This is a genomic window from Nocardioides sp. FY1077 (genome assembly GCF_058681775.1).
Map to the genome: position 1 here is coordinate 200,270 of NZ_JBZWDB010000004.1, position 25,225 is coordinate 225,494.

Annotated in this window: 20 protein-coding genes and 1 tRNA gene; 12 read left to right on the forward strand and 9 right to left on the reverse strand. The window is 72.9% G+C overall.

Annotated elements, in window-relative coordinates; all coding sequences use genetic code 11:
- Positions 1 to 69 precede the first annotated feature (69 nt).
- From AC4OR8_RS16145 to AC4OR8_RS16160, 4 genes are all read right to left on the reverse strand, one after another.
- The gene (locus AC4OR8_RS16145; RefSeq protein ID WP_492166612.1) at positions 70 to 1,107 is read right to left on the reverse strand and encodes an LLM class flavin-dependent oxidoreductase; all 1,038 of its coding nucleotides are present in this window, start codon (positions 1,105 to 1,107) and stop codon (positions 70 to 72) included.
- Between the two features lie 140 nt (positions 1,108 to 1,247).
- Positions 1,248 to 3,524: a catalase/peroxidase HPI gene (gene katG, locus AC4OR8_RS16150; protein WP_492166613.1), complete on the reverse strand. Its 2,277-nt coding sequence runs from the start codon at positions 3,522 to 3,524 to the stop codon at positions 1,248 to 1,250.
- Positions 3,525 to 3,547: 23 nt separating this feature from the next.
- Positions 3,548 to 3,982: a Fur family transcriptional regulator gene (locus tag AC4OR8_RS16155; protein ID WP_492166614.1), complete on the reverse strand. Its 435-nt coding sequence runs from the start codon at positions 3,980 to 3,982 to the stop codon at positions 3,548 to 3,550.
- Between the two features lie 166 nt (positions 3,983 to 4,148).
- Positions 4,149 to 4,234, reverse strand: a tRNA-Leu gene (locus AC4OR8_RS16160).
- 102 nt (positions 4,235 to 4,336) lie between these two features.
- Between AC4OR8_RS16160 and AC4OR8_RS16165 the strand changes: the two genes are divergently transcribed.
- A complete protein-coding gene (locus AC4OR8_RS16165; RefSeq protein WP_492166615.1) occupies positions 4,337 to 5,686 on the forward strand; it encodes a M20/M25/M40 family metallo-hydrolase in 1,350 nt (449 codons plus the stop codon).
- A 129-nt stretch (positions 5,687 to 5,815) separates the two neighbouring features.
- On the opposite strand, the gene AC4OR8_RS16170 is transcribed toward AC4OR8_RS16165, so the two are convergent.
- Positions 5,816 to 6,034, reverse strand: coding sequence for a DUF5703 family protein (locus tag AC4OR8_RS16170; protein ID WP_492166616.1), 219 nt, complete (start codon positions 6,032 to 6,034; stop codon positions 5,816 to 5,818).
- A gap of 85 nt (positions 6,035 to 6,119) precedes the next feature.
- A complete protein-coding gene (locus tag AC4OR8_RS16175; RefSeq protein WP_492166617.1) occupies positions 6,120 to 7,067 on the reverse strand; it encodes an aldo/keto reductase in 948 nt (315 codons plus the stop codon).
- Positions 7,068 to 7,146: 79 nt separating this feature from the next.
- Here AC4OR8_RS16175 and AC4OR8_RS16180 point away from each other — a divergent pair, with 79 nt between their 5' ends.
- On the forward strand, positions 7,147 to 7,971 hold the full coding sequence (locus AC4OR8_RS16180) for an undecaprenyl-diphosphate phosphatase (protein ID WP_492166618.1): 825 nt from the start codon (positions 7,147 to 7,149) through the stop codon (positions 7,969 to 7,971).
- 38 nt (positions 7,972 to 8,009) lie between these two features.
- Here AC4OR8_RS16180 and corA read toward each other — a convergent pair whose 3' ends face one another.
- Entirely contained in the window at positions 8,010 to 8,990 is a 981-nt protein-coding gene (gene corA, locus AC4OR8_RS16185; protein WP_492166619.1) for a magnesium/cobalt transporter CorA, read from the reverse strand.
- Positions 8,991 to 9,083: 93 nt separating this feature from the next.
- Here corA and AC4OR8_RS16190 point away from each other — a divergent pair, with 93 nt between their 5' ends.
- From AC4OR8_RS16190 to mshC, 4 genes are read left to right on the forward strand one after another with little or no spacing between them, the layout of a single operon-like run.
- Positions 9,084 to 9,806 (forward strand): histidine phosphatase family protein, encoded by a 723-nt coding sequence (locus AC4OR8_RS16190; RefSeq protein ID WP_492166620.1) that lies wholly within the window; start codon positions 9,084 to 9,086, stop codon positions 9,804 to 9,806.
- 9 nt (positions 9,807 to 9,815) lie between these two features.
- Complete coding sequence (locus tag AC4OR8_RS16195) at positions 9,816 to 10,391, forward strand: DUF3090 domain-containing protein (RefSeq protein WP_492166621.1); 576 nt, start codon at positions 9,816 to 9,818, stop codon at positions 10,389 to 10,391.
- A gap of 7 nt (positions 10,392 to 10,398) precedes the next feature.
- Complete coding sequence (locus AC4OR8_RS16200) at positions 10,399 to 11,184, forward strand: SCO1664 family protein (protein WP_492166622.1); 786 nt, start codon at positions 10,399 to 10,401, stop codon at positions 11,182 to 11,184.
- A 36-nt stretch (positions 11,185 to 11,220) separates the two neighbouring features.
- Positions 11,221 to 12,459, forward strand: a complete 1,239-nt coding sequence (gene mshC / locus AC4OR8_RS16205; RefSeq protein WP_492166623.1) for a cysteine--1-D-myo-inosityl 2-amino-2-deoxy-alpha-D-glucopyranoside ligase — start codon at positions 11,221 to 11,223, stop codon at positions 12,457 to 12,459.
- Positions 12,460 to 12,504: 45 nt separating this feature from the next.
- On the opposite strand, the gene AC4OR8_RS16210 is transcribed toward mshC, so the two are convergent.
- Positions 12,505 to 13,353, reverse strand: coding sequence for a PAC2 family protein (locus AC4OR8_RS16210; RefSeq protein ID WP_492166624.1), 849 nt, complete (start codon positions 13,351 to 13,353; stop codon positions 12,505 to 12,507).
- A 185-nt stretch (positions 13,354 to 13,538) separates the two neighbouring features.
- Between AC4OR8_RS16210 and metH the strand changes: the two genes are divergently transcribed.
- On the forward strand, positions 13,539 to 17,282 hold the full coding sequence (metH, locus tag AC4OR8_RS16215) for a methionine synthase (RefSeq protein ID WP_492166625.1): 3,744 nt from the start codon (positions 13,539 to 13,541) through the stop codon (positions 17,280 to 17,282).
- On the forward strand, positions 17,275 to 17,997 hold the full coding sequence (locus tag AC4OR8_RS16220; RefSeq protein WP_492166626.1) for an HAD family hydrolase: 723 nt from the start codon (positions 17,275 to 17,277) through the stop codon (positions 17,995 to 17,997). The genes metH and AC4OR8_RS16220 overlap by 8 nt, the downstream gene beginning before the upstream one ends.
- Positions 17,998 to 18,001: 4 nt before the next feature.
- Here AC4OR8_RS16220 and AC4OR8_RS16225 read toward each other — a convergent pair whose 3' ends face one another.
- Entirely contained in the window at positions 18,002 to 18,904 is a 903-nt protein-coding gene (locus AC4OR8_RS16225; protein ID WP_492166627.1) for a RecB family exonuclease, read from the reverse strand.
- Positions 18,905 to 18,960: 56 nt separating this feature from the next.
- Between AC4OR8_RS16225 and AC4OR8_RS16230 the strand changes: the two genes are divergently transcribed.
- The 4 genes from AC4OR8_RS16230 (at position 18,961) to dop (ending at position 25,196) form a co-directional block, all read left to right on the forward strand.
- Complete coding sequence (locus AC4OR8_RS16230) at positions 18,961 to 20,130, forward strand: site-2 protease family protein (RefSeq protein ID WP_492166628.1); 1,170 nt, start codon at positions 18,961 to 18,963, stop codon at positions 20,128 to 20,130.
- Positions 20,131 to 20,352: 222 nt separating this feature from the next.
- On the forward strand, positions 20,353 to 21,297 hold the full coding sequence (locus AC4OR8_RS16235; protein ID WP_492166800.1) for a tRNA (adenine-N1)-methyltransferase: 945 nt from the start codon (positions 20,353 to 20,355) through the stop codon (positions 21,295 to 21,297).
- Between the two features lie 72 nt (positions 21,298 to 21,369).
- Positions 21,370 to 23,136, forward strand: coding sequence for a proteasome ATPase (arc, locus tag AC4OR8_RS16240; RefSeq protein ID WP_492166629.1), 1,767 nt, complete (start codon positions 21,370 to 21,372; stop codon positions 23,134 to 23,136).
- 548 nt (positions 23,137 to 23,684) lie between these two features.
- Positions 23,685 to 25,196, forward strand: a complete 1,512-nt coding sequence (gene dop / locus AC4OR8_RS16245; protein ID WP_492166630.1) for a depupylase/deamidase Dop — start codon at positions 23,685 to 23,687, stop codon at positions 25,194 to 25,196.
- The last annotated feature ends 29 nt before the right edge of the window (positions 25,197 to 25,225 follow it).

The following is a 25,225-nucleotide window of genomic DNA, read 5'->3' on the forward strand; positions in this document are numbered from 1 at the left end:
AGTCGGGAGCGAGAAGAGGGGGCGAGAGAGGGGCCGTCGAACGGGGGACATCCTGCCCCAGGGCCGGGCTCAGCCCGGCAGCACCTCGCGCACCCGCGGGGCGACCTGGGTGCCGAGCAGCTCGATGCCGTGCAGCAGGTCGTCGTGGGCCAGGCGCACGTTGGTCATCTGCAGGGCGACCCGGTCGACGCCGCCGAGGTCCTCGTGGAGGCGGACCATCTTGTCGGCCACGGTGGTGGGGGAGCCGATGAGGAACGCCCCGCCGGGGGCGATGGTGGCGTCGTACTGCGCGCGGCCGGGGGCGGCGAAGCCGCGCTCGCGGCCGATCTTGGTGAACATCTCCTGCCACCCGGGGTAGAAGTCGTCGGCGGCCTGCTGGTCGGTGTCGCCGACGAACCCGAAGCAGTGCAGGCCGACCTTGAGCGTGGCCGGGTCGTGGCCGGCGCGGCGCCCGGCCTCGCGGTAGAGCTCGACCAGCGGGGCGAACCGGGCCGGCTCGCCGCCGATGATGGCCACCATGAGAGGCAGCCCCAGGGCGCCGGCCCGCACGAACGACTGCGGGGTGCCGCCGACGCCCACCCAGATCGGCAGCGGGTCCTGCACGGGCCGGGGGTAGACGCCCTGGCCGGTCAGCGGGGCGCGGTGGCGGCCCGACCAGGTGATCTCGGGCTGCTCGCGCAGGCGCAGCAGCAGGTCGAGCTTCTCGGCGAACAGCGAGTCGTAGTCGTCGAGGTCGAGCCCGAACAACGGGAACGACTCCACGAAGCTCCCGCGGCCCACGACGAGGTCGATGCGCCCGCCGGAGACCAGGTCGAGGGTCGCGAACTCCTGGAACACCCGCACCGGGTCGGCGGCGCTCAGCACGGTGACCGCGCTGTTGAGCCGGATCGTGCGGGTGCGGGCGGCCGCCGCGGCCAGCAGGACGGCAGGCGCCGAGTCGAGGTACTCGCTGCGGTGGTGCTCGCCGATGCCGTAGCTGTCGAGCCCCACCTGGTCGGCGCGCTCGACCTCCTCGAGCAGGTGGGCCACCCGCTCCTCGGGTCCGACCTGGCGGCCGGTGTGGGGGTCGGTGACGACCGAGACGAAGCTGTCGATGCCGATCTTCATGGCGGGTGTCCTCCGGGGTCCGCACCGGCGGTCCCGGTGGTGGGTCCGAGCATGCCCGACGCCCGGGCCGGCCACGAGGGCCGACCCGGGCGTCGGGGTCGCACAGGTGCTGCTTGTCGTGCGGTGGTGCTGCCGGCGGGTCAGGCCAGGTCGAAGCGGTCGAGCTCCATGACCTTCGTCCAGGCGGCGACGAAGTCCTTGACGAACTTCTCCCGGGCGTCGGCGCTGGCGTAGACCTCGGCGAGGGCGCGCAGCTGGGAGTTGGAGCCGAAGATCAGGTCGACCGCCGTGGCGGTGTAGCGCACCTCGTCGGTGGCGACGTCGCGGATCTCGTAGACGTGCTCCTCGGTCTCCGAGGCCTTCCACCGGGTGCCGGGGGAGAGCAGGTTGCCGAAGAAGTCGTTGCTCAGCACGCCCGGGCGCTCGGTGAGCACCCCGTGGGTCGACCCACCGATGTTGCCGCCGAGCGCGCGCAGCCCGCCGACCAGCACGGTCATCTCCGGCGCGGAGAGGTCGAGCATGTAGGCGCGGTCGACGAGGAGCACCTCGGGCTGGGTCTTCTCGCCCTCGCGCAGGTAGTTGCGGAACCCGTCGGCCCGCGGCTCGAGCACCTTGAACGAGTCGACGTCGGTCTCCTCGAGGCTGGCGTCGGTGCGACCGGCCCGGAAGGGGACGGTGACCTCGACCCCGCCGTCGGCGGCGGCCTTCTCCACCGCGGCGGAGCCGGCCAGCACGATCAGGTCGGCCAGCGACACCTGGGCACCGCCGGCGGCGTTGAACTCCTGCTGCACGCCCTCGAGCACGCCGAGGACGCGCTCCAGCTGCTCGGGCTGGTTGACCGCCCAGCTGCGCTGGGGCTCGAGGCGGATGCGGGCGCCGTTGGCGCCGCCGCGCTTGTCGGTGGAGCGGAAGCTCGCGGCCGAGGCCCACGCGGTGGAGACCAGCTCGGAGACGGTGAGGCCCGAGGCCAGCACCGCGGCCTTGAGCGCGGCGACGTCGGCGTCGCCCACCAGCTCGCCCTGCACGGCCGGCACGGGGTCCTGCCACAGCTGCGGCTCGGCGACCTCGGGGCCCAGGAAGCGGCTGACCGGGCCCATGTCGCGGTGCAGCAGCTTGTACCAGGCCTTGGCGAAGGCCAGCGCGAACTCGTCGGGGTTCTCCAGGAAGCGCCGCGAGATCTTCTCGTAGGTCGGGTCGACGCGCAGGGCGAGGTCGCTGGTCAGCATCGTGGGACGACGCTTCGGCGCGTCGGGCGTCGGACCGGGCACCACGGCCTCGGCGTCCTTGGCCACCCACTGGTGGGCACCGGCGGGGCTCTTCTCGAGCTCCCACTCGTAGCCGAAGAGGAACTCGAAGTAGTCGTTGCTCCACTGCACCGGGGTGCGGGTCCAGGTGACCTCGAGGCCGGAGGTGATGGCGTCGACGCCCTTGCCGGAGCCGAAGCCGCTGCGCCAGCCGAGACCCTGCTCCTCGAGCGGGGCGCCCTCGGGCTCGGGGCCGATCAGGTCGGCGTCGCCGGCGCCGTGGGTCTTGCCGAAGGTGTGGCCACCGGCGATCAGCGCGACGGTCTCCTCGTCGTCCATCGCCATGCGGGCGAAGGTCTGGCGGATGTCGCGGGCCGAGGCCAGCGGGTCGGGGTTGCCGTTCGGGCCCTCGGGGTTGACGTAGATCAGGCCCATCTGCACCGAGCCGAGCGACTCGTGGAGCTCGCGCTCGCCGGAGTAGCGCTCGTCGCCGAGCCAGGTGTCCTCGGGACCCCAGAAGATCTCCTCGGGCTCCCACACGTCCACGCGGCCGAAGCCGAAGCCGAAGGTCGGCAGGCCCATCGACTCCAGCGAGACGTTGCCGGCCAGCACGAGCAGGTCGGCCCAGGAGACCTGCTGGCCGTACTTCTGCTTGACCGGCCACAGCAGGCGGCGGGCCTTGTCGAGGTTGGCGTTGTCGGGCCAGCTGTTCAGGGGCGCGAAGCGCTGGCCCCCGTCGCCGGCGCCGCCGCGACCGTCGTAGATGCGGTAGGTGCCGGCGGCGTGCCAGCTCAGGCGGATCATCAGGCCGCCGTAGTGGCCGAAGTCGGCGGGCCACCAGTCCTGGGAGGTGGTGAGCACCTCGGTGACGTCGCGCTTGAGGGCGTCCACGTCGAGCTGGCGGAAGGCCTGGGCGTAGTCGAAGTCCTCACCGAGGGGGTTGCCCTTGGAGGAGTGGGCGTGGAGGACCGAGAGGTCGAGGGAGTTGGGCCACCAGTCCTTCAGCGAGTGCGGGCGGCCTCCCGTCTTCGGCGTGGGGGAGTCGATGGCCGGGTTCTCGCTCTCGCTGCCGCTGGCGGCGGCGGAGTCGTGCATGACCGGGCACCCTGCCTCGGCCTTCCGGTCGACCCCCTGGGGGCTCACGGGGGCGTTCGGGTCGTGGCTGTCGCTCATCTGGTTCCTTCCGAGGTGGCGGGTCACTGAGGGGTGTGGGCGGCCGCGCACGAGGGGCAGGTGCCCCAGTACACGACCTCCGCCTCCTCGACCACGAAGCCGTGGTCGTCGGAGGCGGTGAGACAAGGGGTGTGACCGACGGCGCAGTCGACGTCGGCGATCGCGCCGCAGGTGCGGCACACCGCGTGGTGGTGGTTGTCGCCCACGCGGGACTCGTAGCGCGCCACCGACCCCGAGGGCTGGATGCGGCGCACCAGCCCGGCGGCGGTCAGCACGCGCAGCGCGTCGTAGACGGCCTGGTGCGACACCTCGCCGAGGTCGTCGCGCACCGCGCCGGTCACGGTGTCGGTGTCGGCGTGCGGGTGGTCGAACACAGCGGTCAGCACGGCGACCCGCGGGCGGGTCACGCGCAGCGAGGCCGACCGCAGGAGGGTCTCGACGTCGGGTGCGGTGGTCACCCACCGAACCCTGCCCCCTTTTCTTGAACAATTCAAGACAAGGTTCCGCCGGGCCCGTCGCGGGTGGTGCCCGTCGGGACGTCGAGCGGGCCACCAGGCTCCGTCGACCGGCCGGCGCGAGGGGCCGGAAATGACAGAAGGCCCCGTGGAGCCGGGGCCTTCTGAGTGTCCGAGGGGGGACTTGAACCCCCACGCCCTAATACGGGCACTAGCACCTCAAGCTAGCGCGTCTGCCAATTCCGCCACCCGGACGAGTGCGGACGGAACACTAGCAACACGACGCCGGAACCTCCGCATCGGGCCCCGCCCCGGGGAGGGGTCGGAATCGTCGTCGCCCGGTGCCATGCTGGCGCCATGGCTGACACCACCTCCTCGCCGTCGGGCCCCTCCCAGCCGAGCGGCGCGCGCCCGACGTACGACCCCGCCGGCGAGGTGGTCGAGCTGTGCCGCGACCTGATCCGCATCGACACCTCCAACTACGGCGACGCCGAGGGCCCGGGGGAGCGCAAGGCCGCCGAGCACGTCGCGACACTGCTCGACGAGGTCGGCATCGAGAGCCGGATGATCGAGTCCGAGCCCGGTCGCACGAGCGTGGTCGCCCGGTGGGGCGGCTCGCAGGGCGACGCGCTGCTGCTGCACGGCCACCTCGACGTCGTGCCGGCCGCGGCGGAGGACTGGCAGGTGCACCCGTTCTCCGGCGAGGTGCAGGACGGCTACGTCTGGGGCCGCGGCGCGGTCGACATGAAGGACTTCGACGCGATGCTGCTCAGCGTGGTGCGCGCCCGGGCCCGCGCCGGACACGTGCCCGAGCGCCCGGTGGTGCTGTGCTTCACCGCCGACGAGGAGGCCGGCGGCCACAAGGGCGCCGAGGTCATCGTGCGCGACCACGCCGACGAGCTCGAGGGCGTCACCGAGGCGGTCGGCGAGGTCGGCGGGTTCTCCACCACCGTGCGCGGGCGCCGGGTCTACCTCATCGAGGCAGCCGAGAAGGGCATGGCCTGGATGCGGCTGACCGCCCGCGGCCGCGCGGGCCACGGCTCGATGCTCAACCCCGACAACGCCGTCACCCGCCTCTCGGCGGCGGTGGCCCGCATCGGCGCCCACCAGTGGCCCGTGCGGCTCACCCCCACCATGCAGGTGCTGCTCGCCGCGGTGGCCGACCTCGCCGGCACCGAGGCCACCCCGGAGAACGCCCCCGCCCTGATCGAGGAGTTCGGCGGGGCCGCCCGGATGCTCGGCGCGGTGATCTCCCACACCACCAACCCGACGATGCTCTCGGGCGGCTACAAGGTCAACGTCATCCCGACCGAGGCCACCGCCCACGTCGACGGCCGCTTCCTGCCGGGCTTCGAGGACGAGTTCTTCGCCACCCTGGCCGAGCTGACCGGCGAGGGCGTCGAGGTGGAGATGCTGTCGCACCAGCAGCCCTGGGAGACGCCGTACGACGGCGACCTGGTGGACGCGATGACCCGCTCGCTGCTGGCCGAGGACCCCGACGCGATCGTCGCGCCCTACCTGATGAGCGGCGGCACCGACGCGAAGCACTTCCGCCGCCTCGGCATGCGCTCCTACGGCTTCGCCCCGCTGCGGCTGCCCGACGACCTCGACTTCACCGCGCTCTTCCACGGCGTCGACGAGCGCGTGCCGGTCGACGCGCTGGAGTTCGGCGCCCGGGTCTTCGACCGGTTCCTCGACGACGTCTGAGCCGGGCGGGCAGTTTCCCCGCTCGAGCGGGGAAACTGCCTCTGGGTGGGGGAAATTTCAGCCACCCAGTGCCAGTTTCCCCGGCCGGCCGGGGAAACCGCCCGGCGGCGCCGCGCCCAGCGACGGGGGTCAGGCGGTACGGACGGCCTTGATGATCTTGCGGCGCAGCACGACGCGGCGGGTGCCGTCGGCGCCGATCCGCACGCGGTCGAGCTCCCAGCCGCCGTGCTCGGCGCGCTCGACGAGCAGCTTGGTGACCACGTTGCGGGAGAAGTGCCGGTCGAAGGTGACCTTGTCGAACTCCCACTCGACCGGCGACCAGGTCGCACGGGACTGCGGACGGCTCACGGTGCCTCCCCGGCTCGACGGTGCTGCGGTGCTGCGGTGCCTGCGGTCCTTCTCTGACGCCGGACCGGCCCGTGCGACGTGGTGCTCAGTCGGCCGACACGTCGTCGAGGGCCTCGGCGATCTCGACGGGCAGGGCGAGCTCCTCGACGCTGAGGGCTCCGCGCAGCTGCGCCGCCGTACGTGCTCCCACGATAGGCGAGGTGACCCCGGGCCGGTCGCGCACCCACACCAGGGCGACCTGCAGCGGCGTCCAGCCGAGGCCGTCGGCGGCCTTGGAGACCGCCTCGACGACACGGGCGGCCCGGTCGTCGAGGTAGGGGTCCATGAACGCGGCGTACTCCTCCACCGCGGCACGGGAGTCGGCCGGGATCCCGGTGCGGTACTTGCCGGTCAGCACGCCGCGCGCCAGCGGCGACCACGGCAGCACGCCGAGGCCGAGCGCGGCCGCCGCCGGCAGCACCTCGTCCTCGACGTCGCGGTGGAGCAGCGAGTACTCGACCTGGGTGGAGGCCAGCGGCACGCGGCCGGGCCCGGTCTCCTGCCAGGTGGCGGCGCGGGCGGTCTGCCAGCCGGAGTAGTTGCTGATGCCGACGTACGACGCGCGCCCGGAGGTGACCGCGAGGTCGAGGGCGTGCAGCGTCTCCTCCAGCGGGGTGCCGTCGTGCCAGGTGTGCACCTGCCACAGGTCGACGTGGTCGACGCCGAGGCGGCGCAGCGACGCGTCGAGCCCGGTCAGCAGGGCCCCGCGCGACGTGCTGACCCGCACCTCGCCGCCGCGCGCCTCGAGCCCGCCCTTGGTGGCCAGGACGACGTCGTCGCGCGCGACGACGTCGCCGAGCAGGGAGCCGAGCAGCTGCTCGGCCCGTCCGCCGGTGTAGACGGGGGCGGTGTCGAGGAGGGTGCCGCCGGCCTCGGTGAACGCGACGAGCTGGTCGCGCGCCTCGTGCTCGTCGGTGTCGCGGCCCCAGGTCATCGTGCCCAGGCCGAGCCGGGAGACCAGGAGGCCGGTGCGTCCCACGGTGCGCTGCTGCATGCGCGTCACCGTAGCGACTGCGCGCGCCGTCGGCGGGGTGCCACCCCGGCCGGCGGGGGGCGCCCTAGAGTGCTCCCCCGTGTGGGACCTCCTCCAGGCCGTCGTGCTCGGCACGATCCAGGGACTGACCGAGTTCCTGCCGATCTCCAGCAGCGCCCATCTGCGCATCTTCCCCGAGCTGTTCGGCTGGGGTGACCCGGGCGCCGCGTTCACCGCGGTCATCCAGATCGGCACCGAGCTGGCCGTGCTGATCTACTTCCGCCACGACATCTGGCGCATCGCCTCCACCTGGCTGCGCTCGCTGGTGCGCCCCCAGCTGCGCGACCACCTCGATGCCCGCATGGGGTGGTTCATCATCATCGGCTCGCTGCCGATCGTGCTGCTCGGCATCGCGCTGAAGGACCTGATCGAGCGGGACTTCCGCAGCCTGTGGGTCATCGGGACGACGCTGATCGTGCTCGGGGTCGTGCTGGGGCTGGCCGACCGCCTGGGGCGCACCGACCGCCGCATCGAGCAGATGACCCTGCGCCACGCGGTGCTGATGGGCCTGGCCCAGGCCTGCGCGCTCGTGCCGGGGGTCTCCCGCTCGGGGGCGACCCTGTCGATGGGCCGGCTGCTCGGCTACGACCGCGAGGCCGCCACCCGCTACGCCTTCCTGCTGGCCATCCCCGCGGTGGTCGGGGCGGGGCTCTTCGAGCTCAAGGAGATCCCCGGCGGCGACAACCCCTACGGCTGGGCCCCGACGCTGGTGGCCACCGTGGTCTCGTTCGTCGTCGGGTACGCCGCGATCGCGTGGCTGCTGCGCTACGTCTCCACCCGGTCCTACACGCCGTTCGTGGTCTACCGCGTGGTCCTCGGCACGCTGGTGCTGGTGCTGGTCGGCACCGGCGTCCTCGCCGCCTGAGCCCTCCGAGCCCCTCCGAGCCCCTCAGGTCGCCGGGGTCACAGCCAGCCGGAGCGCTTGAACAGGGCGTAGACCGCGGTCGACGACAGCACCATGAACAGCAGCGCCATCGGGTAGCCGAACATCCAGTGCAGCTCGGGCATGTGGTCGAAGTTCATCCCGTAGATGCCGGCCACCAGGGTCGGCGCGGCGATGAGCCCGACGCCGGCGGAGATGCGGCGCATGTCGTCGTTCTGCTGCACCGAGATCTGCGCGACGTGGGCGTCGAACGCCGTCGAGAGCAGCCCGTCGAGGGTGTCCACCGCCTCCGCGGCCCGCACCAGGTGGTCGTCGACGTCGCGGAAGTACGGCGCTGCCTCCTCGGGCAGGCCCTCCACGTGGCGGGTGGAGAAGCGCCGCATCGGCTCGCGCAGCGGCATCACCGCGCGGCGCACCTCGGCGATCTCGCGCTTGAGCGTGTAGATGCGCGCCGAGTCGTTGGTGCGCACCGGCGCGAAGACCGAGGCCTCGACCTCGTCGACGTCCTCCTGCAGGGAGTCGACGACGTCGATGTAGGCGTCGACCACGCGGTCGCACACCGCGTAGACCACCGCCCACGGCCCGTGGGTCAGCACCGACTCCTCCGACTCGAGGTGGCCCCGCGCCGACTGCAGCTCGGAGCCCTCGCCGTGGCGCACCGTCACGATGAAGTCGGGGCCGACGAAGAGGCTGATCTCGCCGGTCTCCACGGCGTCCTCGGCGTCGACGTACCAGAGCGACTTGAGCACCAGGAAGTGGCTGTCGCCGTAGCGCTCGAGCTTGGGACGCTGGTGGGCCTTCACGGCGTCCTCGACGGCCAGCGGGTGGAGGCCGAAGGTGTCGGCCACCTCGCTCAGCTCGGCGGTGGAGGGCTGGTGCAGGCCGACCCAGAGGAAGTCGCCGGGCTGCGAGGGCTGCTCGCGCATCGCGCGCAGGTCCTGCGGGCGGCAGTCCACCGGCACCCGGCTGCCGCGGCGGTAGAGCGCGCTGTCGACGATCACCGGCACACCGTAGCCAGCAGCAGCCGCCCCGCGGCGTGCGTGGTGCGCGGACGGCGGGCCCCCGGCGTGGCGGTGGTGCCTAGGCTCGGGCCCATGGCAACGGTGATCCTGGTCCGGCACGGTCGTACGACGGCCAACGCCTCGGGCGTCCTGGCCGGGCGCACCCCCGGTGTGAAGCTCGACGAGACCGGGCGGGCCCAGGCGGCGCGGGCCGGTGAGCGCCTGGCGCCGGTGCCGCTGGCGGCGGTGGTGAGCAGCCCGCTGGAGCGCTGTCGCCAGACCGCCAGGGCGCTGGTCGACGCGCGGACCGAGCCGGTGCCGGTGGCGACCGAGAAGGGCCTCAGCGAGTGCGACTACGGCGAGTGGCAGGGCCGGGCGCTGAAGGACCTGGCCAAGGAGAAGCTGTGGAAGGTGGTGCAGGCCCAGCCGTCGGCCGTCGCGTTCCCGGGCGGGGAGTCGATGGCCACGATGCAGGCCCGCTCGGTGGCCGCGGTGCGCCGCCACGACGCCGCCGTGGAGGCCGAGCACGGCCCCGGCGCGGTGTGGGTGGCCGTCAGCCACGGCGACATCATCAAGTCGGTGCTCGCCGACGCCCTCGGCATGCACCTCGACCTCTTCCAGCGCATCACCGTCGACCCCGCGTCCCTCTCGATCGTGCGCTACTCCGAGACCCGCCCCTACGTGCTCGCGACCAACACGCACGCCGGTGACCTGGGGTGGCTGGCGCCCCCGCGCACCGGCCGCCGCGGGCGTCGTACGGCGGACGCCGCGGTCGGCGGGGGAGCAGGCCCCGAGGCCGTTGCTCCCCGCCCCTAGGGTGGTGCCATGCCTGTCGTCCACGGATTCGACCCGCCCGAGCGGTTCGTCACCGGCACCGTCGGCCCTCCCGGGGCCCGCACCTTCTTCCTCCAGGCCCGCAGCGGCTCCCGCGTCGTCAGCGTGGCGCTGGAGAAGCAGCAGGTCGCGGCCCTCGCCGAGCGCATCGACGAGCTGCTCGACGACGTGATGGCCAGCGACCTCAGCGAGGCGCTGGTGCCGGCCGTGGCGCCGATGGGCCTCGAGGACACCGCGCCGCTGGAGCAGCCCATCGACGAGGAGTTCCGCGCCGGCACGATGACGCTGTCGTGGGACCCCGACGACGAGCGGGTGGTCATCGAGGTCTTCCCGTTCATGGAGGCGGCGGTGGTCAGCCCCGACCAGGTCGACCAGGACTTCGAGGAGCCGGAGCCCGACGAGGTGCTGCTGGTGCGCCTCGCTGCCGGCCCGGCCCGGGCGTTCGTGCAGCGCACCGAGCAGGTGCTGGAGGCCGGCCGGCCCAGCTGCCCGTTCTGCGGCGGCCCGATGGACCCCGACGGCCACCTGTGCGTGCGGGCCAACGGCTTCAAGCGGCGCGACCCCTGACCCGGTGGTGACCCGCGCGCAGGACCCCGACCCGGCCGAGGTGCTCGAGCAGGCCGAGCTGGTCCTGGAGGGCCGCATCATGCCGGCCTCGAACGCGACGTTCCTGGCCACGGTGGGCTCCACCCGGGTGGTGTACAAGCCGATCGCCGGCGAGAAGCCGCTGTGGGACTTCCCCGGCGCCACGCTGGCCCACCGCGAGGTGGCGGCGTACCTGGTCTCGGAGGCCTTCGGCTGGTCGGTGGTGCCCCGCACCTGGCTGCGCGGCGGCCCGCACGGCACCGGCATGGTGCAGGAGTGGCAGGAGCCCGACCCTTCGCAGGAGGCGGTCACCCTCGTGCCCGAGGACGAGGTGCCCGAGGGCTACCTCCACGTCGTCGACGGCCTCGACGCGGGTGACCGGCCGATCTCGCTGGTGCACGAGGACACCGCCGCGCTGCGGCGGATGGCCGTCTTCGACGTGGTGGTCAACAACGCCGACCGCAAGGGCGGCCACGTGCTGGAGATGACCGACGGCCACCGCTACGGCGTCGACCACGGCATCGCCTTCCACCACGAGCACAAGCTGCGCACGGTGCTGTGGGGCTGGCTCGGCGAGCCGCTGAGCGCGGAGGAGGCCGCAGCGGTCCGCAGCGTGCGCGAGCAGCTCGGCGGCGACCTCGGGGCCGCGCTGGCGCCCCTGCTCGACGACCTCGAGATCGACTGCGTCGCGCGCCGCTGCGACCGCCTGCTGCACCGCGGCCGGCTCCCGGCGCCGCGGGGCGAGCACCCGGCGATCCCCTGGCCGCCCTTCTGAGGTGGACGCCCGAGGCGACTGGCTAGAGTCAGCGCCATGCGTGCCTGGCCTGCCCCGGAAGTCCCGACCCACCCCGCCGTCGGACCCGAGGTGGCGCTCCACGACACCGCGACCGGCCGCCGGGTCGTCACCTCGCCCGACGGGCACGCCCGGCTCTACGTCTGCGGCATCACCCCGTACGACGCCACCCACATGGGCCACGCCGCGACGTACGTCGCCTTCGACCTGCTCCACCGCGCCTGGCGCGGCGCGGGCCACCAGGTCACCTACGTGCAGAACGTCACCGACGTCGACGACCCGCTGCTCGAGCGGGCCACCAAGGTCGGGATCGACTGGACCGCGCTGGCCGAGCGCGAGACCGAGCTGTTCCGCCAGGACATGACGGCGCTGCGGGTGCTCCCGCCCGACCACTACGTCGGCGCGGTCGAGTCGATCCCGCTGGTGGTCGAGCTGGTCGAGCGGCTCCAGGGCCTCGGCGCGGTCTACCGCGTGGAGGACGACCTCTACTTCTCCGTCACCGCCGACCCGGCGTTCGGCGCCGAGTCGGGCCTCGACCGCGAGGCCATGCTGCGGCTGTTCCCCGAGCGCGGCGGCGACCCCGCGCGCCCCGGCAAGCGCGATCCGCTCGACTGCGTCGTGTGGCGCGGCGAGCGCGCGGGGGAGCCGGCCTGGCCCAGCCCGTTCGGCCCCGGCCGGCCCGGGTGGCACGTCGAGTGCACCGCGATCGCGAGGCACCACCTCGGCGGCGACTTCGACGTGCAGGCCGGCGGCAGCGACCTGGTCTTCCCCCACCACGAGATGTGCGCGGGGCACGCCCAGGTCGCCGACCCCGGCGCCCGGTTCGCGCAGGTCTACGCCCACGCCGGCATGGTCGGCTACGACGGCGAGAAGATGTCGAAGTCACGCGGCAACCTGGTCTTCGTCTCGGCGCTGCGCAACAGCGAGGTCGACCCGATGGCCATCCGGCTCACGCTGATGCGCCACCACTACCGCAGCGACTGGGAGTGGACCGACGCCGAGCTGTTCGACGGCGTCGACCGGCTCGCCGAGTGGCGCAAGGCGCTGTCGCTCGGCTCCGGCGCACCCTCGGCGCCGCTGGTCACCGAGGTGCTGGCCGCGCTGGCCGACGACCTCGACGCCCCGCGGGCCCTCGCTGCGGTCGACGCGTGGGTCGACGCCACGCTCGGCACCCACGGCCTGGCCGACACCTCCGACCCCGACGCCGCCCTCACCGTGCACGGGCTGCTCGACGCGGCCCTCGGCCTGGCCGTCTGAGCCGGGCAGGGGCCGCTCGGGTCCCCTGCGCGGCCCGGGTGGGTCTCAGTCGCCGTCGGTGCGCCGCTTGAGGTAGCGCTCGAACTCGCGCGCGATGGCCTCGCCGGAGGCCTCCGGCAGGTCGGTGGTGTCGCGGGTCTCCTCGAGCGAGCGCACGTAGTCGGCGACGTCCTCGTCGTCCTCGGCGAGCTCGTCGACGCCGCGCTCCCAGGCGCGGGCGTCCTCGGGCAGGTCGCCCAGCGGGATCGAGACCTCGAGCAGGTCCTCGAGCTGGCCGATCAGGGCCAGCGTGGCCTTGGGGCACGGCGGCTGGGCGACGTAGTGCGGCACCGCCGCCCAGTAGGAGACCGACGGCATGTCGACACGCACGCACGCGTCCTGGAACACCCCGACGATGCCGGTGGGCCCCTCGTACGTCGACTGCTCCAGCTTGAGCCGGTCGACCAGCTCGGGCTCGGTGGCGGTGCCGGTGACCGGGATGGGCCGGGTGTGCGGGGTGTCGGCGAGCAGCGCCCCCAGGGTGACCACGAGGTTGCCGCCCAGCTCGTCGCAGGCCGCCAGCAGCTCGGCGCAGAACTGGCGCCAGCGCATGTTGGGCTCGATGCCGCGCACCAGGATGACGTCGCGGTCGAGGTCGGGCGGCGAGGCCACCGCGATCTGGGTGGTGGGCCAGGTGAGCCGGCGGTGGCCGTGGTCGTCGACGCCGACCAGGGGGCGGTTGACCTGGAAGTCGTAGAAGTCCTCCGGGTCGATGGCCCCCACGACCCGGGCGTTCCAGACGGTGATCAGGTGGTCGACCACCGAGGAGGCGGCGTCGGCGGCGTCGTTCCAGCCCTCGAAGGCCGCGATCACGATGGGGTCCACCAGCTCGGAGCCGTCCTGGATCTCGATCATCTCCCCAGCGTAGGAGACGCCCCAGGATTTCGTCCGCTCCGCGGACCGGTGCCACGATCTGGGAATCCTGTCCGGCCTCCGGACGCTTGCACCAGTGTTGCTGCAGGCGCCGCCGATGGGCGCCGGAGCCGGCGCCACCGGCCACCGGCAGGCGGCGCGAGCAGGTGCCCCGAGAAGGAGATGCGTTGACGCAGTCGACAGTCCCGTCCACCGCGTGGCGGCCCGACGCCACGCAGGCGCTGACCCGAGCCTTCCAGGAGCGCATCCTGGTGCTCGACGGCGCCATGGGCACCGCGATCCAGCGCGACCGCCCCGACGAGGCCGGCTACCGCGGGGAGCGCTTCGCCGACTGGCCCAGCGACCTGCAGGGCAACAACGACCTGCTGACCCTCACCCAGCCCGACATCATCGCGGGCATCCACCGCGAGTACCTCGTGGCCGGTGCCGACGTGGTGGAGACCAACACCTTCAACGCCAACGCGGTCTCGCTCGCCGACTACGGCATGGCCGACCTGGCCTACGAGCTGAACGTGGAGGCCGCGCGCCTGGCCCGGCGGGTCGCCGACGAGGTGTCGACCCCGGAGCGTCCGCGCTACGTCGCCGGCGCGCTCGGTCCGACCACCCGCACCGCCTCGATCAGCCCCGACGTCAACGACCCCGGAGCCCGCAACGTCTCCTTCGACCAGCTCGTCGAGGCCTACCTCGAGGCGGCCCGGGGCCTGGTCGACGGCGGCAGTGACCTGCTCTTCGTCGAGACGGTCTTCGACACCCTCAACGCCAAGGCCGCGGTCTTCGCCCTCGAGACGCTCTTCGAGCAGACCGGGCGCCGCTGGCCGGTGATCATCTCCGGCACCATCACCGACGCCTCGGGCCGCACCCTGTCGGGCCAGGTCACCGAGGCGTTCTGGGACTCCGTGCGCCACGCCCGACCGATCGCCGTCGGGCTCAACTGCGCGCTGGGCGCGCGGGAGATGCGGCCCTACATCGCCGAGATCTCCCGGGTGGCCGACACCTTCGTCTCCTGCTACCCCAACGCCGGGCTGCCCAACGCCTTCGGCGAGTACGACGAGTCGCCCGAGGAGACCGCCGCGGTGGTCGCGGAGTTCGCCGAGGCCGGCTTCGTCAACCTGGTCGGCGGCTGCTGCGGCACCACCCCCGACCACGTCGCCGCGATCGCCCGCGCCGTGGCGGGCCACCCGCGCCGCGAGGTGCCGACGCGGCCCTCGGCGCTGCGCCTGGCCGGCCTGGAGCCGTTCGCCGTGGACAACGCCAGCCTGTTCGTCAACGTCGGCGAGCGCACCAACATCACCGGCTCCGCGAAGTTCCGCAACCTGATCAAGGCCGGCGACTACGACACCGCGCTGTCGGTCGCGGTGCAGCAGGTGAAGAACGGCGCGCAGGTCATCGACGTCAACATGGACGAGGGCATGATCGACGGGGTCGCGGCGATGGACCGCTTCACCAAGCTGATCGCCAGCGAGCCCGACATCAGCCGGGTGCCGGTGATGGTCGACTCCTCCAAGTGGGAGGTCATCGAGGCCGGGCTGAAGAACGTGCAGGGCAAGCCGATCGTCAACTCGATCTCGATGAAGGAGGGCGAGGACGCGTTCCGCGCCCAGGCACGCCTGTGCCGCAAGTACGGCGCCGCCGCCGTGGTCATGGCCTTCGACGAGGACGGCCAGGCCGACGACCTGGAGCGGCGCAAGGCCATCTGCGAGCGGGCCTACCGGATCCTGGTCGACGAGGTCGACTTCCCGCCCGAGGACATCATCTTCGACCCCAACGTCTTCGCCGTGGCGACCGGCATCGAGGAGCACGCCTCCTACGGCCGCGACTTCATCGAGGCCACCCGCTGGATCAAGGAGAACCTGCCCGGCGCGAAGGTCTCGGGCGGCATCTCCAACGTCAGCTTCTCCTTCCGCGGCAACAACCCGGTGCGCGAGGCCATCCACGCGGTCTTCCTGTTCCACGCCATCAGGGCCGGCCTCGACATGGGCATCGTCAACGCCGGCGCCCTGGTGGTCTACGACCAGGTCGAGCCCGAGCTGCGCGAGCGCATCGAGGACGTCGTGCTCGACCGCCGTCCCGACGCCGCCGAGCGGCTGCTGGAGGTCGCTGAGGCCCACAACCGCGTCGGCGAGGTGGCCGAGGCGGTCACCGAGGAGTGGCGCACGCTGCCCGTCGGCGAGCGGATCACCCACGCCCTGGTGAAGGGCATGGACGCCCACGTCGAGGCCGACACCGAGGAGCTGCGCCAGGAGATCGCCGCGCGCGGTGGTCGTCCCATCGAGGTCATCGAGGGGCCCCTGATGTCCGGCATGGACGTCGTGGGCGACCTGTTCGGCGCCGGCAAGATGTTCCTGCCGCAGGTGGTGAAGTCGGCGCGGGTGATGAAGAAGGCCGTGGCCTACCTGATCCCCTACATCGAGCAGGAGAAGCTGGACAACCCGTCGCTGGCCACCGCCAAGGAGACCAACGGCACGATCGTGATGGCCACCGTCAAGGGCGACGTCCACGACATCGGCAAGAACATCGTCGGCGTGGTGCTCCAGTGCAACAACTACGAGGTGATCGACCTCGGCGTGATGGTGCCCGCGCAGAAGATCCTCGACACCGCCCGCGAGGTCGACGCCGACATCATCGGGCTCTCCGGCCTGATCACGCCGTCGCTCGACGAGATGGTCACCCTGGCCAGCGAGATGCAGCGCCAGGGCCTGACCATCCCGCTGCTCATCGGCGGCGCCACGACGTCCCGCGCGCACACCGCGGTCAAGGTCGACCCCCGCTACGACGGCCCCGTGGTGTGGGTGAAGGACGCCTCGCGCTCCGTGCCGACCGCCTCGGCGCTGCTGCACGACACCCGGCGCGAGAAGCTGCTCGCCGACGTCCGCGACGACTACGACGCCCTGCGCGCCCGGCACGCCGGCAAGACCCAGCGCAAGCTGCTGCCGTACGCCGAGGCGCGGGCCCGGGCGACCGCCGTCGACTGGGCGGGCTACGACGTCCCGGTACCGCGGGCCCCGGGCGTGCACGTGCTCGAGGACTACGACATCGCCGAGCTGCGCGAGTACATCGACTGGCAGCCGTTCTTCAACGCGTGGGAGATGAAGGGGAAGTTCCCCGACATCCTCAACAGCCCCACCACCGGGGAGACCGCACGCCGGCTCTACGACGACGCCCAGGAGATGCTCGACCGCATCGTCGCCGAGAAGTGGCTGACCGCCACCGGCGTCCTCGGGTTCCTCCCGGCCGCCGGTGACGGCGACGACACCCTGGTCTACGCCGACGAGGAGCGCACCGAGGTGCGCGCGGTGCTCCACCACCTGCGCCAGCAGGGCGAGCACCGCGACGGCGTGCCGAACCGGTCGCTGGCCGACTACGTCGCGCCGGTCGGCAGCGGGCTCGCCGACCACGTCGGCGGGTTCGCGGTGACCGCCGGGATCGGCCTGCCCGAGCGGGTGGAGGCCTACAAGGCCGCCCACGACGACTACAACGCGATCCTCATCGAGTCGCTGGCCGACCGGCTGGCCGAGGCGTTCGCCGAGCGGCTGCACCAGCGCGTGCGCACCGAGCTGTGGGGCCACGTGCCCGACGAGCAGCTCAGCAACGACGACCTGATCGCGGAGAAGTACCGCGGCATCCGGCCGGCGCCGGGCTACCCCGCCTGCCCCGACCACACCGAGAAGCTCACCCTCTGGGAGCTGCTGGACGTCGAGAAGACCACCGGCATCACCCTCACCGAGTCGATGGCCATGTGGCCGGGCGCCTCGGTGTCGGGCTGGTACTTCAGCCACCCGCAGTCGCAGTACTTCGTCGTGGGCCGGCTCGGGCGCGACCAGGTCGTCGACTACGCCGAGCGCAAGGGCTGGAGCCTCGCCGAGGCCGAGCGCTGGCTCTCGCCCAACCTGGGCTACGACCCCGATGACTGAGCCGCACGCCACCCGCCCGCCCCGCGACGGGGTCGCGCTGCCGGCGGGGGTGCTGTTCGACATGGACGGCACCCTGGTCGACACCGAGCCGTACTGGATCGCCACCGAGCACGCCCTGGCCGACGAGCACGGCGCCACCTGGACCCACGACGACGCGATGGCGCTGGTCGGCAACGCCCTGATCGACTCCGGGCACTACATCCGCCGCCGCATGGGCCTCACGATGAGCGCCGAGGACGTCGTGGAGTACCTGCTCGACGGCGTGGTGGAGCGGGTGCGCGAGCACGTGCCGTGGCGTCCCGGAGCACGCGAGCTGCTCGCCGCGACCCGGGCGGCCGGGGTGCCGACGGCGCTGGTCACGATGTCGTGGACGCGCTTCGTCGACCCGATCCTCGAGCACCTGCCGGCCGACACGTTCGGCACGGTCGTCACCGGCGACCAGGTGACCCACGGCAAGCCCCACCCCGAGCCGTACCTGGTCGCCGCGCGGCGGCTGGGGCTCGACCCGCGCGACTGCGTGGCGGTGGAGGACTCCGGCCCGGGCGCCACCTCGGCCCAGGCGGCCGGCTGCACCGTGCTGGTGGTGCCCCACCACGTGCCGGTGGCGCCGGGGGAGCGGCTGGTCTTCCGCGACAGCCTCGTCGGGCTCGGACCGCGCGACCTCGCCGGGCTCGCCGACGAGGCCCGCGCCGCCGACGGCGCCGTGCGTTCCTGAGCGGTCAGGCCTGCGGCGCCGACGCGGGCTCGGGCAGCGGCGGGGGTGTGCCGCCCCACGCGGGGCACAACGCCTTGTGGGCGCACCAGTCGCACGGCCGGCCGCGGTTGGGCTGCCAATCCCGCGTCTCCTGGGCGGTCCGGATCGCGGCCCACACGGCCTCCACCTTGCGCTGGGTGGCCAGCAGGTCGTCCTCGTCGGGCTCGTAGCGCACGATCTCGCCGCTGCCGAGGTAGACCAGCTGGAGCACCCGCGGCACGATCCCGCGGGTGCGCCACAGCACCAGGGCGTAGAACCTCATCTGGAACAGGGCCCGGGCCTCGAACCCCACGCCCGGGGCCCGGCCGGTCTTGTAGTCGACCACCCGCAGCGCCCCGTCGGGGGCCACGTCGACACGGTCGACGAACCCGCGCAGCAGCAGCCGCGAGTCGAGGACGGTCTCCACGTAGAGCTCGCGCTCGGCCGGCTCCAGGCGGGTGGGGTCCTCCAGGGTGAACCAGCGCTCCAGCACCGTGCGGCACGAGGCCAGCCACGCGGCCGCCTGCGGGCCCTCCTCGTCGTCGAACAGCCCGCCCAGGGCTGGGTCGGCCTCCTGCAGCGCCTCCCAGGTCGGTGCCAGCAGGTCACCGGCCCGCTCGGGGGTGCGGGTGGGGGCCGGCAGGTCGAAGAGGTCCTCCAGCACCTTGTGCACGAGCGTGCCGCGCAGGGCGTCGAGGCTGGGCGGCTCGGGCAGCTTGTCGATGGTGCGGAAGCGGTAGAGCAGGGGGCAGGTGAGGAAGTCGCCGGCCCGGCTCGGCGAGAGCGCCCCGAGCACGTCGACGCCGTCCACCGGCGTGGACACCCGCTCCGCCGGGGAGGCGTCGGCGAAGACGGTCGCGGGCGCGGCCGGCGGGACGGTGGGGCTCATGCGCTGCACCCTAGGAGACGGCGGGGACAGTCGGCGCCGTCGGATAGCCTCGGGGTGTGTCCGACAGCGGCCCGCGGCCCGACCCCGATCCGGGCCGACCCGCGCCCGCGCGCGCCCGGCCCGCCGGCACCTTCAAGATCGGCACCGTGGCCGGCAGCGACGTCCTCGTGTCGTCGTCGTGGTTCCTGGTCGCCGCCCTGATCGCGGTGGTCATGGCCCCCTCGGTGGAGCGGGTGCAGCCCGGGCTCGGCACGCTGAAGTACGTCGCGGGCCTGGTCTTCGCCGTGGTGCTCTACGGCTCGGTGCTGCTGCACGAGGCCTCCCACGCCGTGGTGGCCCAGCGCTTCGGGTACCGGGTCACCTCGATCACGCTGCACTTCCTGGGCGGGATGACCGCCATCGACAAGGAGTCGCGACGCCCCCGCGAGGAGTTCTGGATCGCGGTGGTCGGGCCCCTGACGTCCCTGGCGGTGGGGGTCGCCGCCGGTGCGCTCTGGCTGGTGATGCCCGACGGGCTGCTGCGCCTGGCCGTGGCGACCCTCGCCGCGGCCAACCTCGTCGTCGGCGTCCTCAACCTGGTGCCGGGCCTCCCGCTCGACGGCGGACGTGTGCTGAAGGCCGCCGTGTGGGGCCTGACCGGCAACCAGCACCGCGGCACCATCGTCGCCGGCTGGGGCGGGCGGGTGACCGCCGTCCTCGTCATGTTCTGGCCGCTGGCCCAGGAGCGCTGGACCGAGGTGCCGCCCGATGTCATCGACTGGGTGCTCGCCTTCGTCGTCGCGGCCTTCCTCTGGGGCGGGTCGAGCGCCGCCATCGCCCACGCCCGGCTGCGCCGACGGCTGCCCGCCCTGGTGGCCGGCGACCTCGCCCGACGCGCGCTGACCGTGCCGGCCGACCTGCCGCTCTCGGAGGCGGTGCGCCGTGCCCAGGAGGCCCAGGCCGGCAGCATCGTCACCACCGGCGCTGGCGGCGACCCGGTCGGCGTGGTCAACGAGGCCGCCCTGCTGGCCACCCCGGAGGACCGCCGCCCGTGGGTGCCGACCTCCAGCGTCACCCGCTCCCTCGACACCGGTCTGCGCCTGCCCACCGACCTGCGCGGCGAGGGCCTGCTCGACGCGATCGGCCGGCGTCCGGCCTCGGAGTACGTCGTGGTCACCGCCGACGGGGCGCTCTGGGGCGTGCTGGCGACCGTCGACCTCGAGGCGGCGTTCCGCGCCACCGCGTGAGTGCGCCCCGGCGCGGGCCCCGCCCCGGTGACGAAGCCGCCCCGGCGGCGGTGATGGCCTAGGGTCGCGGCCGTGCCCGACCAGCCCGCCGACCAGCCCGCCCCCGCGACCGACGAGCGCGTCCCGGCCGAGCAGCCGGCCGAGCAGCCGGCCCAGCAGCCGGCCCAGGCGACCGGCCAGCACATCGACTACCCCGACGTGCCGCCCGAGGCGTGGTCGGGCGTGCACCGCGGTCCGCTGCGTGCGGGGGAGTGGGTCCGCCTCACCGACACCAAGGGCCGCCGGCACAACTTCGAGCTGGTGCCGGGCAAGCGGTTCTTCTCCAACCGCGGCCACCTCGAGCACGACGACCTGATCGGTCGGGAGGAGGGGTTCACCCTCGCCTCCTCGGCCGGTGGGGAGTACCTGGTGTTCCGTCCGTTGCTGGCCGAGTTCGTGGTGTCCATGCCCCGCGGCGCCGCGGTGGTCTACCCCAAGGACGCCGCGCAGATCGTGGCGCTGGCCGACATCTTCCCGGGCGCGCGCGTCGTGGAGGCCGGCGTCGGCTCCGGGGCGCTGACCTGCTCGCTGCTGCGTGCGGTGGGCCCCTACGGCCGGGTGCTGTCGTTCGAGCGGCGCGAGGAGTTCGCCGAGGTGGCCAGGCGCAACGTGGGCCAGTTCTTCGGCGCCCCCGACGGCGCCACCCACCCGGCGTGGGAGCTCACGCTGGGCGACCTCGCCGAGGCGTTGCCGGCCTCGGGGGAGCGCGTCGACCGCGTCATCCTCGACATGCTCGCCCCCTGGGAGTGCGTCGAGGCCTCCGCCTCCGCGCTCGTGCCCGGCGGCATCGTGTGCGCCTACGTCGCCACCACCACGCAGCTCTCCCGCTTCGTCGAGACGCTGCGGGCCCACGGCGGGTTCACCGAGCCGCAGGCGTGGGAGTCCCTGGTGCGCGACTGGCACGTCGAGGGGCTCGCCGTGCGCCCGGGCCACAAGATGATCGGGCACACCGCGTTCCTGGTGACCGCACGCCGGATGGCCCCCGGCGAGCGCCCGCCACGCAAGACCCGCCGTCCGGCGCCCGGCGCCTACGGCCCCGACTACGCCGGTCCGCGCCCGCCCGACGTGCTCGCCGACGACACCTACCTCGCTCCGCCGGAGGCCGACGCACCCGCGACCGAATCGTGACCGACACCGTGGGATCCGCCCTTCCCTGACGCGCCGCCGCGGGTAGTGTCGCCACCAGATGGAGGTGCGCTGATGACGTCCGATCACCAGTCGAGTTCGAGTCCGTACGGCACGGGTGGCGCGAGCCCCGAGGAGCTCGTGGGCCAGGTGCGCTCCTTGGAGCGCGAGGTCGCCGACCTGCGCCGCCGGCTCACCGACAGCCCCGGCAGCGCCCGCGGGCTCGACCTGCGCCTCGCCGACACCCAGCGCTCCCTGGCCGCGGTGACGTCGCAGAACGAGCGCCTCGCCCAGACGCTGCGCGAGGCCCGCGACCAGATCCTCAAGCTCAAGGAGGAGGTCGACCGGCTCGCGCAGCCGCCGGCCGGCTTCGGCACGTTCCTCTCCCGCAACGACGACGACTCGATCGACGTGTTCACCGGAGGGCGCAAGCTGCGGGTGACCGTGAGCCCCGACGTCGACCTCGACGAGCTGCGCCGCGGCCAGGAGGTCATGCTCAACGAGGCCCTCAACGTGGTGGCCGCCCTCGACTTCGAGGACGTCGGCGAGGTCGTGATGTTCAAAGAGCTGCTCGCCGACGGCGAGCGCGCGCTGGTCATCGCCAACGCCGACGAGGAGCGCGTCGTGCGCCTCGCCGAGCCGCTGCTGCGCGACACCATCCGCGCCGGCGACTCGCTGCTGCTCGACTCCCGCGCCGGCCACGTCTACGAGAAGGTGCCGAAGTCGGAGGTCGAGGAGCTCGTCCTCGAGGAGGTGCCCGACATCGCCTACGAGTCGATCGGCGGCCTCGGCGGTCAGATCGAGATGATCCAGGACGCCGTCGAGCTGCCCTACCTCCACCCCGAGCTGTTCAAGGAGCACGAGCTCAAGCCGCCCAAGGGCGTGCTGCTCTACGGCCCGCCCGGCTGCGGCAAGACGCTGATCGCCAAGGCGGTCGCCAACAGCCTGGCCAAGAAGGTCGCGGCCCGCACGGGCCAGGAGGGGAAGTCGTACTTCCTCAACATCAAGGGCCCCGAGCTGCTCAACAAGTACGTCGGCGAGACCGAGCGCCACATCCGCCTGGTGTTCCAGCGGGCCCGGGAGAAGGCCAGCACCGGCACGCCGGTCATCGTGTTCTTCGACGAGATGGACTCGCTGTTCCGCACCCGCGGCTCCGGCGTCTCCTCCGACGTCGAGAACACCATCGTCCCGCAGCTGCTCAGCGAGATCGACGGCGTCGAGCTGCTGGAGAACGTCCTGGTCATCGGGGCCTCGAACCGCGAGGACATGATCGACCCCGCGATCCTGCGTCCCGGCCGCCTCGACGTGAAGATCAAGATCGAGCGTCCCGACGCCGAGTCGGCGCGCGACATCTTCAGCAAGTACCTCAAGACCTCGCTGCCGCTGCACGCCGACGACCTCGCCGAGTTCGGCGGTGACCGCGACGCCTGCGTGGCCGGCATGATCCGGGCCACCGTGGAGCGGATGTACACCGAGACCGAGGAGAACCGCTTCCTCGAGGTCACCTACGCCAACGGTGACAAGGAGGTCCTGTACTTCAAGGACTTCAACTCCGGCGCGATGATCCAGAACATCGTCGACCGCGCCAAGAAGATGGCGATCAAGGACCTGCTCGACCACGACCAGCGCGGCCTGCGGGTCTCGCACATGCTCCAGGCGTGCGTCGACGAGTTCAAGGAGAACGAGGACCTCCCCAACACCACCAACCCCGACGACTGGGCGCGCATCTCCGGCAAGAAGGGCGAGCGGATCGTGTTCATCCGCACCCTGATCACCGGCAAGCAGGGCACCGAGCCGGGTCGCTCCATCGACACCGTCGCCAACACCGGGCAGTACCTGTGACGCGCCAGCGGCACAGGTGCGGGTGGTCGAGCGAGCGGCACGGCTGAGCCTGCGAGGCCGTGACCCGCGTGTAGAGACCCCTGTGACGCGCCAGCGGCACAGGTGTGGGTGGTCGTCGAGTGAGCGGCACGGCTGAGCCTGCGAGGCCGTGACCCGCGTGCCCAGACCCCTGTGGCGCCCCCGCCCGACGTCCCCCGCCGGGTCGTCGGGCGCGACTTGGCCGAGAGTTGCCACACGGTGGCTGAAGTTTCCGCTGCCATGTTCCGGTTTCCCCGGCCGGCCGGGGAAACCGCCCGCTCCCACCTGGCACCCACCCCTCGACCGGTTCCAGGCTCGCGGACACGGCCCGACGTTCCCGGGTGGGAGCCCGGCGGTCACGCAGCGGTGACATGGCGGCGGAAACTGCCACTCGGCGGCTGAAATTTCCGCCGCCATGTTCCGGTTTCCCCGGCCGGCCGGGGAAACCGCCCGCTCCCGCCACCCCACCGGCGGGTCGTCCGGCGCCGTGAGGCGGTGCCGGCGGGGGTGGGGGGCCGTAGGCTCGGAGCATGAGCGTGCGACGGGTCATGGGCACCGAGGTCGAGTACGGCATCGCGGTGACCGGCCAGCCCCACGCCAACCCGATGGTGGCGTCGTCGCAGGTGGTGAACGCCTACGCCTCGGCCACGGTGCGGGCGCGCCGCGCCCGGTGGGACTTCGAGGAGGAGTCGCCCCTGCGCGACGCCCGCGGCTTCGACATGTCGCGCCAGGTGGCCGACGCCTCGCAGCTCACCGACGAGGACCTCGGCCTGGCCAACATCATCCTCACCAACGGCGCCCGGCTGTACGTCGACCACGCCCACCCGGAGTACTCCACCCCCGAGGTCACCACCCCGCTCGACATCGTGCGCTGGGACAAGGCCGGCGAGCAGGTGATGCTCGACGCCCAGCGTCGCGCCGCCCAGCTGCCCGGCGGGTCGCCGATCCTGCTCTACAAGAACAACACCGACGGCAAGGGCGCCTCCTACGGCGCCCACGAGAACTACCTGATGCGCCGCTCCACGCCGTTCGCCGAGATCGTCAAGCACCTCACGCCGTTCTTCGTCAGCCGCCAGGTCGTCACCGGCGCCGGCCGCGTCGGGATCGGCCAGGACGGGCGCCGTCACGGCTTCCAGGTCAGCCAGCGCGCCGACTTCTTCGAGGTCGAGGTGGGCCTCGAGACCACGCTGAAGCGCCCCATCATCAACACCCGCGACGAGCCCCACGCCGACCCCGAGAAGTACCGCCGGCTCCACGTCATCATCGGCGACGCCAACCTCGCCGAGGTCTCCACCTACCTCAAGATCGGCACCACCTCGCTGGTGCTGGCCATGATCGAGGACCGGTTCATCGACCGCGACCTCGCCGTCGACGGGCCGGTGGCCGCGCTGCGGGCCGTCTCCCACGACCCCACGCTGCGTCACCTCGTCACCCTGCGCGACGGGCGCACCCTCACCGCGGTGCAGCTGCAGCTGGAGTACCTCGACCTCGCCCGCAAGTACGTCGAGGACCGCTGGGGCGCCGACGCCGACCCGCAGACCGTCGACGTCCTCGCCCGGTGGGAGTCGGTGCTCGACCGCCTCGAGCGCGACCCCATGCTGTGCGCCGGCGAGCTCGACTGGGTGGCCAAGCTGAAGCTGCTCGAGCAGTACCGCTCACGCGACGGCCTCGATTGGGACGACGCCAAGCTGGCCCTGATCGACCTGCAGTACTCCGACATCCGCCCCGAGAAGGGGCTCTACCAGCGGTTGCTGGCCGCCGGGCGCATCGAGCGTCTGCTCGACCAGCCCTCCGTCGACGACGCGATGCACGACCCGCCCGTCGACACCCGGGCCTACTTCCGCGGCCGCTGCCTGGAGAAGTACGCCGAGCACGTCGCCGCCGCCTCCTGGGACTCGGTGATCTTCGACCTCCCCGGGCGCGACTCGCTGCAGCGGGTGCCGACCATCGACCCGCTGCGCGGCAGCCGCGCCCACGTCGGCGAGCTGCTCGACCGCTGCGACACCGCCGAGGCCCTGTTCACCGCCCTCACCCGGGGCTGACCCTCGCTCGGTGGTCGGGAGCGAGCGCC